Below are 12,450 nucleotides of genomic sequence, written 5' to 3' on the forward strand. Positions count from 1 at the left end.
CGGATCGGCAAAGCGGCCGCTCGCCTTGTCCACGATCAGCGCGTCGTCGTCCCAGGAATCCCAGTGGCCGAGCACGACCTCCATGAACTCGTCGGCGCGATCGTAACGGAAATCATGTTCGAGGTGCTCGTCCTTGCCCATGTTGTGCGCCTCGCCGTCATTGACCGACGTGACGACGTTCCAGGCGGCGCGGCCGCCGGTCATCAGGTCGAGGGTGGCGAAGCGGCGGGCGACGTCGAACGGCTCAAAATAGGTGGTGGAGCAGGTCGAGGCGAGGCCGAGCTTCTCCGTGACCATGCCCATCGTCGTCAGCACCACGATCGGGTCCATCTTCACGCAGCGAATGCCGTATTCGACCGTGTGGGCGTGATCGTCGCCGTAGCGGTCCGGCATCGCCAGCCGGTCGTCGAAGAAGGCGATATGGAATTTGCCGGCTTCGAGGATGCGCGCGATCTCCTGATAGTAGCCAGCGGACATCGAGTCGTCGCGCGACTCCGGATGGCGCCACGAGCTCGGCAGGTTGGTGCAGTTCTGCGCCTGCAGGAAGCCGACCATCACCATCTGCCGTGTCATGCGCATATTCCTGTGAGGCTGGAGAGATCAGGCCAGATCGAGCGTGCTCGCAAGATTGTACTCGGCGGCGAGCGCCTTGAAATTGTCCCAGGTCGCGTTCTCGATGGCGATGCCGTCGCGCCGGCGCTGCTGCGCACGGATCGATTCGAGCTCGCCGGGATAGAACACGCCTGATGATCCGTCCGACGGCGGCGTCGACTTCAGGTAATGCGCGAACTCGGCGACCTCGCGCTTGAACTGCTGCAGCGGGCGGAAGGCGGCGACGTTGAACACCGCCATGAACACGCCGTCATTGTGTCGGCCGGTCGGCTCGACGCCGAAACCGAGGCCGGTCAAAAGCCCGCAGAGCACCTCGACCATCGCGGCGAGGCCCGAGCCCTTGTAGCCTTCGCTGCCGCCGAGCGGCAGCAGCGCGCCACCCTTGCGATATTGCGTCGGGTCGGTGGTATGCCGTCCCTCGGCATCGATGATCCAGCCCTGTGGAATCTGTTCGCCGCGCGCGACCGCGAGCTGGATCTTGCCGGCAGCGACCGCGGAGGTCGCCATGTCCAAATAGAATGGCGCCTCGAGATCGGATGGGACCGCGATCGCAAGCGGATTGGTGCCGAGCCGCGCCTCGCGCCCGCCGAACGGTGCGACATGTTTCGGCGAGCGGCCGGAATCGGCAGTGGCGATGGCGATCATGCCCTGACGCATCGCCATCAGCGGATAGGCGGCGAGCCGCCCGACATGGCTCTGCCGGAACACGGTGCAGGCGGCGACGTTGGCGGTCCTTGCCTTCTCGATTGTCAACGCCATGGCCTTGGCGTTGACGTGGAAGCCAAACCCCCAATGGCCGTCGATCACGGTCGTCGTCGGCGATTCCTGCACGATGGTCCAGGGCGCGCCGGGCATGATATGGCCGGCCTTGATGCGGTCGATATAGGTCGGGATCGCGATCACGCCGTGGGAATCATGGCCGGCGAGATTGGCGTCGACACAGCCGATCGCGACTGCACGCGCCTCATCGTCCGTTGCACCGGCTGCCTGAAGCAGCGCCGTCCCGATTTGCGTGAGGCGGTCGGCCGTGACGGTCGGCATCGGGCGTTCCCCATTTTCTGTCCGCGCTTTCGGCGGATCTTGTTCTCGGTCACTATCGTCGCAAACCGACAGCGAGTGGGCAAGGGGGACTGACCGAATGTTTGGTCATACCTGTCCGAGCAGATTGACTGAATGAATGCCGTTGCGTCTGCGAACAGGGTCGCAGAAAGTTTATTTTGTGCGCGCAATTCCGTGACCAATAAGTTCCGTTGAGTTTGCCACGATGGGGTCTTGCCGTGATTCGATTGCTGCTGCTGGTGCCCTTTGTCGGACTGCTCTGGGTGCCGTTCTATAATTTCATCGAGCCGACGCTGTTCGGCTTCCCCTTCTTCTATTGGTATCAGCTCGCCTGGGTGCCGATCGCGTCGCTGCTGATCTGGCTGGTCTATCGCGGCCAGCCGCACGACGACGAAGCCAATTGAGCGGGTGCACGCGATGTCCGGTCAGATCCAATGGGTTGCGGTCTCGGTTTTCGTCTTCTTCTTCGCGCTCGTCACGGTGATGGGCTTCGTCGCCGCGCGCTGGAAAGCCGGGCCGGTGGGCGAGCATCTGGATGAATGGGGGCTCGGTGGCCGCCAGTTCGGCATCTGGATCACCTGGTTTCTAGTCGGCGGCGATTTCTACACCGCGTACACCGTGATCGCGGTGCCGGCGTTGGTCTATGCAGTCGGGGCCTACGGCTTCTTTGCGCTGCCTTACACCATTATCGTCTATCCGTTCGTGTTCGCGGTGATGCCGGTGCTGTGGAAGGTCGCCAAACGCAACGGCCACGTCACGGCGGCCGACGTGGTCCACGGCGCCTATCAGTCGCGCGGGCTCGAGCTTGCGGTGGCGCTTACCGGCATCGTCGCGACCATGCCCTATATCGCGCTGCAATTGGTCGGCATGGGCGCTGTCATCAAGACCATGGGCCTCCAGGGCGAACTGCCGATCGTTGCGGCCTTCATTATCCTTGCGCTCTACACCTACAGCTCCGGCCTGCGCGCGCCGGCGCTGATCGCCTTCGTCAAGGACCTCATGATCTATATCGTGGTGCTGACCGCGGTCGTCGTAGTGCCGCTCAAGCTCGGCGGCTATGGCGTGGTGTTCGCGGCGGCCGATGAAGCCTTCAAGGCCAAGGGCGGCGCCACCGGCCTGCTCCTTAAGCCGTCGCAATATCTGCCCTATGCGACCCTGGCGCTCGGCTCGGCGCTGGCCGCCTTCATGTATCCGCACACACTGACCGGCGTGTTCGCCTCCAAATCCGCCGGCACGCTGCGCAAGAACGCGATCCTGTTGCCGGCCTATACGTTGTTGCTCGGCCTGATCGCACTGCTCGGTTACATGGCCTATGCGGCGCATATCAAGGTGAACTCACCGAACGAGGTGGTGCCGCAACTGTTTCAGACACTGTTTCCGTCCTGGTTCGCGGGCTTCGCCTTTGCCGCCATCGCCATCGGTGCGCTGGTGCCGGCCGCGGTGATGAGCATCGGCGCCGCCAATCTGTTCACCCGCAATGTCTGGAAGGCCTATGTCAATCCGGCGATCAGCCACGCCGGTGAAGCCGGCGTCGCCAAGATCACCTCGCTCGTGGTCAAGGTCGGCGCGCTCGCCTTCACGCTATTCCTGCCGGTGCAATATGCGCTGGATCTGCAACTGCTCGGCGGCCTTTGGATCCTGCAGACCTTCCCGGCGCTCGTGTTCACGCTGTTCACGCGCTGGTTCCGCGCCGAAGGCCTGCTGGCAGGCTGGGCGGTGGGCATTCTCTGGGGCACCTATACGGCCTGGAGCAACGGGCTGAAGCCGCTTGCGAGCATCACGCTCGGCGAGACCAACTACAGCTTCTATGTCGGGCTCGGCGCGCTGATCATCAACGTGGTGGTGGCTGTGATCGCTTCTGCGATGCTCGGCCGGCGCGCATCCGCAAAGGCTGCCGCGCGTTCATGATCTCGTGAGCGATACAATCAAGAATTGCCGTCGCGACATTCCGTCGCAACCGATATGGCTAAAACGCGCGCTTAGTAGACGGTCGAATTTCGTTAAACATCGCGCGCGGTATTTGAATAACTTGCCCGCTCAGGTTGCTTTTTGTCTGGTCGTTTTGAAAGGAGCAGCCTACCTGTAGATGCAACTTGAAATTGATTGGAAATGCATCGTCATGCTGGGTCCTGCGGCCGGACGCCCGTTGTCAATAGCCACCTATATTCGTGCATTGATTTCACAGAACCAAGAGTTTCACCAACCGCTGGAGCGGGACGCTGTGGCGGCTTGGAAGCAGTTTCGCTTCAACTGGCTGCTGATCGCGATGGCGCTCGCAATCTTCGACCTCTGTCTTTTGCTGACGGATTTCCAAATTCGTCCGCGCGGCTACCTGATCGCGCTGGCGGTCGCCTGTTTCTATGGCGTTTGTGGCTATCGCAGCGCGCGCTCATTTCCCGGCAGGCCACAGATTTTCTCAATGTTAACGGGCTTTGGGCAAACGACTCTGCTGATCTCGGTTCTCACCTCAGTGACCTATATCGCGGCCACGGCCGGTCTTCCGCTTCGGGACGCGCAGCTGTTGGCGATCGATCAGGCCATCGGCTTCGATTTCCATGCCTTTCTGAGCTTTGTGAATGATCGCACCTGGCTCGTTGCGATCCTGGCGTTCGGTTACGGTGCGATCTCCTGGCCGATATGCCTAATCGTGCTCGGATTGCCCATGCTCGGCCACTATCAGCGGTCGGCTGCGTATATTTCAGCAGTCTTGCTGGCGCTTGCAGTCACCTGCTGCATCTCGATCATTGTACCCGCGATCGGCGTCTATCACGCGCTGGGGCTGACGATATCCGATTTCTCCAATATCGATGCGCCAGGCTACAACGACACGCTGCGCGACTTGCCAATGCTCCGGGCGGGAGCCCTCCGCACGCTCGACTTGGAGCATCTCGGAGGTGTGATCACCTTTCCGAGCTTTCATGCCGCGATGGCTGTTCTTTGTAGCTGGGCGCTTTGGCCCTTTCGTTGGGTCCGACCGCTCAATCTGGCAGTCAACGGAGCGATGCTCTTGGCAACTCCGGTCGGCGGCGGCCATTACCTGGTCGACGTGCTCGCGGGTGTGACGGTCGCGGTCGGCTCCATTTACGCCGCCCGATATGGGCCCGGCCTCATCGATCGGCTGGAGCGGCGCGTTGCGACGCCCGGCCGCGATCCGATCGAAGCCAACGCGTCCTGTTGATGAGCGTTGGAAGCGGAAAAGACCGGCTTTCCGCTTCGCCGGTGCAACACAATGCCTGTCTGACTATTTCTCCTCCGGCACGGCCGTGGCCGTTCCCGGGCCTTCGCCCATGATCAGGAGCACGGCGTCCTCGTCCTTGGCGCCGTCCCAGTGCACCTGTTTGCCGAAATGGGTGACGAAGCTGCCGGCCGGCATCGGCGCCGAGCTGTGCTCGGGGTCGAAATTCGCACCGGTGCCGACCCACCATGTCCCTTGCAGCACCACGATGTAGCGATCGTTGGGATGGAAGTGCGGGTGGCTGAAATGGTGTCCCTTGGTCCATTTGTTGTAGACCATGTAAAAGCCAGGCTTGTTGGGATCCCCGACCACGACGGCCTGCTGCGCGCCGTGTGCATCGACCGGACTCCAGGGGATCTGGTCCGGCAGCTTGTAAGCCAGTGCGGCGGGATTGAGCTCGGCAGCCGAGCCGACGCTCAATGTGGCCGCGAATACCAGCGGCAAGGCAAGGTGGCGCAAACCGCGCCGGCCCATACTTCGGCGTATATCCGACATCACGGCAATCCTCCCGATATGGCCCGCTGCGGCCGCGGCCGCCTTTGCCAGCTATGCAAGCCGGGCTCGTTTCCCAAGAGCAAGGAGGGATGAGGCCGTCGGCGACGCAACTGCGGCGTCGATGCCCGTTCGCATCGCGCCGAGGTCTGCTATTGTGCTGTTCCAACGTTATCCCATGGGGAGGAGTTTTGATGCGCTATCGCACTTGTATGCTCGCGGCCGGATTGCTGATCGGCGCCGCCGGCGTTCATTTCGGCAGCACGGCATCGGCCGATGACGGCTGGACCACGCTGCTCGACAGCACCCACAAGGGCGACTGGACCGAGGTCGGCAAGGCCAATTGGGAGATGAAGGACGGCGCGCTGACCGCCGACAAGCTCCAGGGCAAGGATCTCGATTATCTTGTCTCCAAGAACAGCTACAAGGATTTCCAGATCCGCGCCGAATTCTGGGTGGACTCCGCCGCCAACAGCGGCATCTTCATCCGCTGCGACAAGTCAGACGCGATCGACGGCAAGATCTGCTACGAGGTGAACATCTTCGACACGCGGCCGGATCCGAAATACGGCACGGGCGCGATCGTCGATGTCGCCAAGGTCGAGCCGATGCCGAAGGCCGCTGGCAAGTGGAACACCTATGAGATCACGGCGAAGGGATCGCATCTCACAGTCGTGCTCAATGGCGAGAAGACCGCCGATGTCGATGACAGCAAGCACGCCTCTGGCCCGATCGCCTTGCAGTACGGCTCGGGGGTGGTGAAGTTCAGGAAGGTGCAGATCAAGCCGCTGTAAGGACAGCGCCTCCGCGCCCCAGGAGCGCCGGCCGCATCAATGCAGGCCGGCGCTCACGCGCGGCGAACGAAACAACGCAACAACCGGCCGACGCGTCAAGCCTCGCTGCATCCTTCGCAACGACGCTGGTATTGCAGAGGCCTGTTCCGAGCCACGTCAGCCGTGCAACTTCTTGGCCGTCTCCGCGATGACGCGCCCTTGGTAGCGTGCGCCGGCAAGCTCGTTTGCGCTGGGCTGCCGGCTGCCGTCGCCGCCGGTGATGGTGGTCGCGCCATAGGGGGAGCCGCCGGTGACCTCGTCGAGCTTCATCTGTCCGGCGAAGCCGTAGTTGAGGCCGACGATGGTCATGCCGAAATGCAGCAGGTTGGTGATGATCGAGAACAGCGTCGCCTCCTGGCCGCCATGCTGGGTCGCCGTCGATGTGAACGCGCCGCCCACCTTGCCGTGCAGCGCGCCCTTGGCCCAGAGGCCGCCGGCTTGGTCCAGGAAATTCGCCATCTGCGAGGCCATGCGGCCGAAGCGGGTGCCGGTGCCAACGATGATCGCGTCATAGTTGGCGAGATCGTTGATCTCCGCGATCGGCGCGGCCTGGTCGAGCTTGTAGTGCGACGCCTTGGCGATTTCGGCTGGCACCAGTTCCGGCACGCGCTTGATGTCGACGGTGGCGCCGGCTTCGCGCGCGCCTTCGGCGACGGCATTGGCCATGGCTTCGATGTGGCCGTAAGCGGAATAATAGAGGACGAGAACCTTGGTCATGAGATGCTCCGTTTAATTCTGTGATGGCGGATGAGAGATGGCTCAGGCGGCGTCGACAAGCACCAGCTCGGAATCTTCCAACGCGGTGATCGTGAGTTTGGCCTCGTTGCGGATCGCGGCGCCGTCGCGGGCATTGACGCGGATGCCGTTGACCTCGACGCTGCCGGCCGCGGGCACGAGATAGAGATGCCGCGCAGCATCGGCGTCATACTCGGCGCGTTCGCCCTTCTTGAGCGTGGTGCCGAGTACGCGCGCGCTGGCGCGGATCGGCAAGGCATCGGTGTCGTCGGCAAAGCCGCTCGCCAGGGTGACCAGCTTGCCGGAGCGGTTGGCTTTCGGAAACGGCTTGGCACCCCAGGTCGGCTGGCCGCCCTCGGTGGTCGGCTCGATCCAGATCTGGAAGATCCGCGTCGCGGTCGGCTCCAGATTGTACTCGGAATGGCGGACGCCGCTGCCGGCACTCATCACCTGCACGTCGCCGGCCTCGGTGCGGCCCTTGTTGCCGAGACTGTCCTGATGCGTGATCGCGCCTTCGCGGACATAGGTGATGATCTCCATGTTGGCGTGCGGATGGGCGGGAAAGCCGGTGTTGGGCGCGATCTCGTCGTCGTTCCACACCCGCAACGCGCCGTGGCTCACATTGTTCGGGTCGTAATAGCTGGCGAACGAGAAGTGATGCTTGGCCTTCAGCCAGCCGTGGTCGGCGCCACCCAGCGTCGCAAATGGCTTCAGTTCGATCATGGTAATGCTCCTTGTGGTCTTCGTCTGCGGCCGTCAGCACGGCGGCCTCGTTGACCTCCTGGATATGCCGGCGAAGGAAGTATAGAAATAGAAACTATTGAAACGTATTGTTTCCAAAAGAGAGACATGGCCGCGATGGCGAAACTTCCCGATTTCGAGGCGATGGCGATCTTCGCCAAGGTGGTCGAGCTGCGCTCGTTCGCAGCCGCGGCGCAGGATCTCGTGCTGTCCAAGGCCACCGTCTCCAAGGCGGTTGGCCGGCTGGAGGAGCGGCTCGGTACGCGGCTGTTCAACCGCACCTCGCGCCGCCTTGCGCTCACCGAGGCCGGGCAGCGGCTGTCCGAGCGCGCGACGCGTCTGCTCACTGAGGGAGAGGAGGCTGAGACCGAGGCCCTGGCGCAGTCCGTGGTGCCGCGCGGGCTGGTGCGCTTTGCGGTGCCGATGACCTTCGGCATCAAGAAGATCGCGCCGCTGCTGCCTGCCTTCCTGGAACAATATCCGGAGGTCTCGATCGACCTCCACTTGAGCGATGCGACCGTCGATCTCGTCGGCGATGGTTTCGATCTCGCGCTCAGGATTGCCCGGCTGCCGGATTCCTCGCTGATCGCGCGGCGCCTGTGTGCGATGCCGCGCTACACGGTGGCGGCGCCGTCCTATCTGAAGCGGGCAGGGCGGCCGACCCATCCGATGCACCTCGCCGGGCACAAATGCTTCGGCTACGCCTATCTCTCGACCGCCGGCGTCTGGACCTACACCAACGCGGCCGGCGAGCAGGCCAGTGTGCGTCCCGCCGGCCAGCTCCGCGTCAACAATGGCGAGGCGGTGCTGCCGGCCGTCATCGCCGGGCTCGGCATTGCCGATCTGCCTGAATTCATCATTGGCGACGCGATCGCCTCCGGCGCAGTCGAGGTGATCCTGAAAGGCTGGAAGCAGGTCGAGGGCGCGTTGCATCTGGTGATGCCGCCCGGCGGCCCGCGGCCGGCCCGGATCGAGGTGCTCACCGAGTTTCTGGTCAAGGAATTGGCGAAGGGGAAGAAGGGACGATCGGCGCAGGAATGACCATGCGAGGTCTGCACTGCAACAGATATCCCCTGCTGACGGATTTGCCTCGTTCGCGCTAAGCTTCTCTCAACCAAAAACGGGGAGGGAAGGTCAATGGACCGACGCGATTTTCTGCGCGCTGCCGCCGCGGCGCCACTGCTCGGACATGCGCTCGCGGACAGCGCGTTCGCACAGGAGGTCTATCCAACCCGCAACATCACGATGATCGTGCCGTTTCCCGCCGGCGGACAGGCCGATCTCGCCGCGCGCCCCGTGGCCGCGTCGCTGGAGCGGATTCTGGGCAAGTCCGTCATCGTCGACAACCGCGCCGGCGGAGGCGGTGGCTCGGTCGGCAATGCGCAGGCCGCGCGCGCTGCGCCAGACGGCTACACGCTCTTGATGACGCTGTCGTCGCTCGCCATGCTGCCAGAAGCTGACCGGCTGTTCGACCGTCCCGTTGCTTATGAGGTCGCGCAGTTCGCTCCGGTCGCCCGCGTGCTCGCCGATCCGACGGTGCTTACGGTGCCTGCTTCCTCGCCCTGGAAAACGGCCGCCGAATTCGTCGAAGATGCGAAGGCGCGTCCCAGCGAGATTCCGTACGGCTCATCCGGCCCCTATGGCGTGCTGCATGTTGCGATGGAGATGTTTGCCGCGAGCGCCGACATCAAACTGCTGCACGTGCCGTTTCGCGGCGGCGGTCCCGCCTTGACCGCGCTACTCAGCGGCACGGTGCAGGCGATGGCTGCCGCCCCCGGCACGGTGAAACCGCAGGTCGATGACGGCCGGCTGCGCGTGCTCGCCAATTGGGGGGCTGAGCGCATCGCGAGTTTTCCTGATACGCCGACCTTCATCGAGCTCGGACACAAGGACGTCGAGATGTACATCTGGGCGGGACTGTTCGCGCCGCGCGCCCTTCCTCAGGCCGTCATGACGCGGCTGCGCGAAGCGATGGCGCAGGCGGTGACCTCACCAGCGGTGGCGAAATCCTTCGAAGCCGCCGGCAGCGCGGTGGCCTATCTCGATGCGCCCGACTTCGCAAAATTCGTCGCGACCGATAGCGCACGGCTGATTGCGGCGGTGAGGCGAATCGGTCGGGTGGAGTGATGATGCGCACCAAGCATTCGAGCGAAACAACGGCCGGGCCGTCACGCATGGTTGCGTCAACGCATGGTCTAGATCGGCGCGATCACGTCTTGTTGTTCGACGCGAACCTTCCTCCGCCCCGGTCATTGGGCAGCTTGCGATCTCCTGATCGGGGAATCGGATTCGAATGAGGGAAGGGCACGGTATGCGCGTGCAGCAATGGGTTTTGTTTGTCTCGGCATCAATTTTGGGCGGCATCGCTACGCAGCCGGCGGCCTCGCAGGAAAATCGCGGAACCCAGGAGCAACAGATGGCCTGCACGCCGGATGTCTGGCGACTGTGCGGGGCAGAGATTCCGGATGTCGAGCGCATCAAAGCCTGCCTGCGTGCGAACGTCCCTCAGCTCAGCCCGCCCTGCCGCGCGGTGTTCGAGACCGCGAGCACGACAGATCCGCGGCGTCGCGTGCGGCGTCCGGTGACACCGCAGCAGCCCTACCAAGCCTATCCGCAATATCCCTCGTATCCGGCCTATCAGGACGACGAGGAGTGATCGGCAGGCGGTAGCCCACTCTCAGAAGGATGCTGGCAGACGTCGACCCATTCGGCTGACGTCAACTCGGCCATGCGGTCCGGCGTGATCTTCACCGCGCTATGGGTCGAGCCCGCTGCCGGCACCACCACGTCGAAAGCCCTGAGCGAAAGGTCGCAATAAATTGGCAGCGGCGTCTTCAGTCCGAACGGGCAGACGCCGCCGACCTCATGGCCGGTGATGTCGGCGACCTCGTCGAGGCCGAGCATCTTCGGCTTGCCGCCGAACCGCGCCTTGACCTTCTTGTTGTCCATCCGCGACGTGCCGGCGGCGACGATCAGGACGACCCGATCGCCGATCCGCAACGACAGCTTCTTGGCGATGCGCGCCGGCTCGACGCCATAGGCTTCGGCGGCGAGCACGACGGTCGCCGAGCTCTGGGTTGATTCGATGACGTCGATGTCGGGGGCTTTTTCCGCGAAGAAGGCGCGGACGGATGCAAGGCTCATGCGCGACTAACTATTCCAGGCAATTCGGACAGGGCTCCAATACGATAATCCGGCGCAAAACCCAACTCGTCCATCTGCGTCCGGATGGCCTTGAACATCGTCAGTGGCGAGACCAGGTCGCTCCTGGCACAAGCTTCCGCCATCGCTTGCGGGCTCACGCGCTCGATCCAGGCGACGTTCAAGCCGAATGCCTTGGCGCCGCACGCATCCCACGGGTTGGACGAGACGAACAGCACTTCGGGCGGCGCAACGCCGAGCATGGTTTCAATCAGCCGATAGGCTTCCGGGTGCGGCTTGAACACCTTGGCGGCATCGACGCTGATGGTGGCCGCGAACACATCGGTGAGGGTGGAATGCTTGACCAGCGCGTTCAGCATGGCAGGGCTGCCGTTCGACAGGATCGCGAGCTTGCGGTCACGCAGCTTGTGCAGCGACGGCCGTACATCGGAGTACAGACCCAGTTGGTCGTATCTGCGCACGATGCGATCGAAGGTGGCCGGATCGGCGCTCAGGCCAAGCGTGCGGATTGTGTAGGCAAGCGCGTCGCGGGTGAGCTGTGCGAAATCCTCGTAGCGGCCCATCAGCGAGCGCAGCCAGCTATATTCGAGCTGCTTGATGCGCCACACTTGCGTGATGAGGTCGCCGTGGCCGGGAAAGACCTCTTCGGTTATCGCGGCGACCGACTGGGTGTCGTACAGTGTCCCATAGGCATCGAAGACCACGGCTTGAATCGGCATCTGCGTCTCCTTGGATTCGCCAAGCGATACTCTCGGCGAAGCTGGAGGTCGAGAGACTAGATGCCGAGGATCTTGCGTGCGTTGGCCTTCAGCACCTTCGGCCTGATCTCCTCGCGGATGTCGAGCTTGGCGAAATCGGCGAGCCAGCGGTCCGGCGTGATGACGGGCCAGTCGGAACCGAACAGCATCTTGTCCTGCAAGATCGAGTTGATGTAGCGCACCAGGATCGGCGGGAAATATTTCGGCGACCAGCCGGAGAGGTCGATGTAGACGTTCGGCTTGTGGGTCGCGACCGAGAGCGCCTCTTCCTGCCAGGGGAAGGAGGGGTGGGCGAGGATGATCTTCAGGTCCGGGAAATCCGCCGCGACATCGTCCATGTACATCGGGTTGGAATATTTCAGCCGCATCCCCATGCCGCCGGGTATGCCTGAGCCGACGCCGGTCTGGCCGGTGTGAAACAGCGCGATCGCGCCGCCCTCGTTGATCGCCTCGTAGAGCGGATAGGCCATGCGGTCGTTGGCGTAGAAGCCCTGCATGGTCGGATGGAATTTGAAGCCGCGGACGCCGTATTCCTCGATCAGCTTGCGGGCCTCGCGCACGCCGAGCTTGCCCTTGTGCGGGTCGATGCTGACGAAAGGAATCAGGACGTCGAGATGCTCGGAGGCGGCCTCGAGCATCTCGTAATTGTTATAGCGACGGAAGCCGGTCTCGCGCTCGGCATCGACCGGGAAGATCACCGCGGCGATGTTCTTGGAGCGATAATAGGCTGCGGTTTCCGGCACGGTCGGCGGGTGCTTGTGCGGCGACTTGAAATAGTCCGCCATCTGCGCCTGGAAATCGTCATAGCCGTCGTCGCCGTGCA

At 63.3% G+C, this 12,450-nt stretch carries 15 protein-coding genes; 7 read left to right on the forward strand and 8 right to left on the reverse strand.

Annotation, left to right across the window (positions count from 1 at the left end; translation table 11 throughout):
- Both WA702_RS28420 and WA702_RS28425 read right to left on the reverse strand, forming a co-directional pair.
- A partial coding sequence (locus tag WA702_RS28420; protein WP_425113864.1) for an LLM class flavin-dependent oxidoreductase occupies positions 1–573 on the reverse strand: 573 nt, incomplete at its 3' end.
- A gap of 27 nt (positions 574–600) precedes the next feature.
- Positions 601–1,653, reverse strand: a complete 1,053-nt coding sequence (locus WA702_RS28425; protein WP_425113865.1) for an Ldh family oxidoreductase — start codon at positions 1,651–1,653, stop codon at positions 601–603.
- A 239-nt stretch (positions 1,654–1,892) separates the two neighbouring features.
- Here WA702_RS28425 and WA702_RS28430 point away from each other — a divergent pair, with 239 nt between their 5' ends.
- The 3 genes from WA702_RS28430 (at position 1,893) to WA702_RS28440 (ending at position 4,849) form a co-directional block, all read left to right on the forward strand.
- On the forward strand, positions 1,893–2,075 hold the full coding sequence (locus WA702_RS28430; protein ID WP_425113878.1) for a DUF3311 domain-containing protein: 183 nt from the start codon (positions 1,893–1,895) through the stop codon (positions 2,073–2,075).
- A 13-nt stretch (positions 2,076–2,088) separates the two neighbouring features.
- Positions 2,089–3,579, forward strand: coding sequence for a monocarboxylate uptake permease MctP (gene mctP / locus WA702_RS28435; protein ID WP_425113866.1), 1,491 nt, complete (start codon positions 2,089–2,091; stop codon positions 3,577–3,579).
- A 178-nt stretch (positions 3,580–3,757) separates the two neighbouring features.
- Positions 3,758–4,849 carry a phosphatase PAP2 family protein gene (locus tag WA702_RS28440; protein WP_425113867.1) on the forward strand — a complete coding sequence of 364 codons (1,092 nt, stop codon included), beginning with the start codon at positions 3,758–3,760 and terminating at the stop codon, positions 4,847–4,849.
- Positions 4,850–4,912: 63 nt separating this feature from the next.
- Here the strand turns inward: WA702_RS28440 and WA702_RS28445 are convergent, their stop codons facing one another.
- Positions 4,913–5,401 carry a cupin domain-containing protein gene (locus tag WA702_RS28445; RefSeq protein WP_425113868.1) on the reverse strand — a complete coding sequence of 163 codons (489 nt, stop codon included), beginning with the start codon at positions 5,399–5,401 and terminating at the stop codon, positions 4,913–4,915.
- Between the two features lie 191 nt (positions 5,402–5,592).
- Between WA702_RS28445 and WA702_RS28450 the strand changes: the two genes are divergently transcribed.
- Positions 5,593–6,192 carry a 3-keto-disaccharide hydrolase gene (locus WA702_RS28450; RefSeq protein ID WP_425113869.1) on the forward strand — a complete coding sequence of 200 codons (600 nt, stop codon included), beginning with the start codon at positions 5,593–5,595 and terminating at the stop codon, positions 6,190–6,192.
- Positions 6,193–6,348: 156 nt separating this feature from the next.
- Here the strand turns inward: WA702_RS28450 and wrbA are convergent, their stop codons facing one another.
- Together wrbA and WA702_RS28460 are read right to left on the reverse strand one after the other, a co-directional pair.
- Complete coding sequence (gene wrbA / locus WA702_RS28455) at positions 6,349–6,948, reverse strand: NAD(P)H:quinone oxidoreductase (RefSeq protein ID WP_425113870.1); 600 nt, start codon at positions 6,946–6,948, stop codon at positions 6,349–6,351.
- Positions 6,949–6,990: 42 nt separating this feature from the next.
- Complete coding sequence (locus WA702_RS28460) at positions 6,991–7,689, reverse strand: pirin family protein (RefSeq protein WP_425113871.1); 699 nt, start codon at positions 7,687–7,689, stop codon at positions 6,991–6,993.
- A 135-nt stretch (positions 7,690–7,824) separates the two neighbouring features.
- On the opposite strand from WA702_RS28460, the gene WA702_RS28465 reads away from it, so the two are divergent.
- From WA702_RS28465 to WA702_RS28475, 3 genes are all read left to right on the forward strand, one after another.
- Positions 7,825–8,748 (forward strand): LysR family transcriptional regulator, encoded by a 924-nt coding sequence (locus WA702_RS28465; protein ID WP_425113872.1) that lies wholly within the window; start codon positions 7,825–7,827, stop codon positions 8,746–8,748.
- 96 nt (positions 8,749–8,844) lie between these two features.
- A complete protein-coding gene (locus WA702_RS28470) occupies positions 8,845–9,834 on the forward strand; it encodes a tripartite tricarboxylate transporter substrate binding protein (RefSeq protein WP_425113873.1) in 990 nt (329 codons plus the stop codon).
- Positions 9,835–10,123: 289 nt separating this feature from the next.
- Positions 10,124–10,363 (forward strand): hypothetical protein, encoded by a 240-nt coding sequence (locus WA702_RS28475; protein WP_425113874.1) that lies wholly within the window; start codon positions 10,124–10,126, stop codon positions 10,361–10,363.
- Here WA702_RS28475 and WA702_RS28480 read toward each other — a convergent pair.
- From WA702_RS28480 to WA702_RS28490, 3 genes are all read right to left on the reverse strand, one after another.
- Positions 10,345–10,851 carry a YbaK/EbsC family protein gene (locus WA702_RS28480; RefSeq protein WP_425113875.1) on the reverse strand — a complete coding sequence of 169 codons (507 nt, stop codon included), beginning with the start codon at positions 10,849–10,851 and terminating at the stop codon, positions 10,345–10,347. The two genes, WA702_RS28475 and WA702_RS28480, sit on opposite strands and share 19 nt — an antisense overlap.
- On the reverse strand, positions 10,848–11,588 hold the full coding sequence (locus WA702_RS28485; RefSeq protein ID WP_425113876.1) for a haloacid dehalogenase type II: 741 nt from the start codon (positions 11,586–11,588) through the stop codon (positions 10,848–10,850). The genes WA702_RS28480 and WA702_RS28485 overlap by 4 nt, the downstream gene beginning before the upstream one ends.
- A 56-nt stretch (positions 11,589–11,644) precedes the next feature.
- Positions 11,645–12,450, reverse strand: an 806-nt coding sequence (locus WA702_RS28490) for an amidohydrolase family protein (protein ID WP_425113877.1), incomplete at its 5' end; no start/stop codon positions are given.

Source organism: Bradyrhizobium sp. (genome assembly GCF_049798375.1).
GTDB lineage: Bacteria > Pseudomonadota > Alphaproteobacteria > Rhizobiales > Xanthobacteraceae > Bradyrhizobium.

Coding starts and splice junctions, on each gene's coding strand:
- WA702_RS28450 (WP_425113869.1), top strand. CDS start 5,593: ATGCGCTATCGCACTTGTATGCTCGCGGCCGGATTGCTGATCGGCGCC.
- WA702_RS28445 (WP_425113868.1), bottom strand. CDS start 5,401: ATGTCGGATATACGCCGAAGTATGGGCCGGCGCGGTTTGCGCCACCTT.
- WA702_RS28425 (WP_425113865.1), bottom strand. CDS start 1,653: ATGCCGACCGTCACGGCCGACCGCCTCACGCAAATCGGGACGGCGCTG.
- WA702_RS28475 (WP_425113874.1), top strand. CDS start 10,124: ATGGCCTGCACGCCGGATGTCTGGCGACTGTGCGGGGCAGAGATTCCG.
- mctP (WP_425113866.1), top strand. CDS start 2,089: ATGTCCGGTCAGATCCAATGGGTTGCGGTCTCGGTTTTCGTCTTCTTC.
- WA702_RS28465 (WP_425113872.1), top strand. CDS start 7,825: ATGGCGAAACTTCCCGATTTCGAGGCGATGGCGATCTTCGCCAAGGTG.
- WA702_RS28440 (WP_425113867.1), top strand. CDS start 3,758: ATGCAACTTGAAATTGATTGGAAATGCATCGTCATGCTGGGTCCTGCG.
- WA702_RS28480 (WP_425113875.1), bottom strand. CDS start 10,851: ATGAGCCTTGCATCCGTCCGCGCCTTCTTCGCGGAAAAAGCCCCCGAC.
- WA702_RS28460 (WP_425113871.1), bottom strand. CDS start 7,689: ATGATCGAACTGAAGCCATTTGCGACGCTGGGTGGCGCCGACCACGGC.
- wrbA (WP_425113870.1), bottom strand. CDS start 6,948: ATGACCAAGGTTCTCGTCCTCTATTATTCCGCTTACGGCCACATCGAA.
- WA702_RS28470 (WP_425113873.1), top strand. CDS start 8,845: ATGGACCGACGCGATTTTCTGCGCGCTGCCGCCGCGGCGCCACTGCTC.
- WA702_RS28485 (WP_425113876.1), bottom strand. CDS start 11,588: ATGCCGATTCAAGCCGTGGTCTTCGATGCCTATGGGACACTGTACGAC.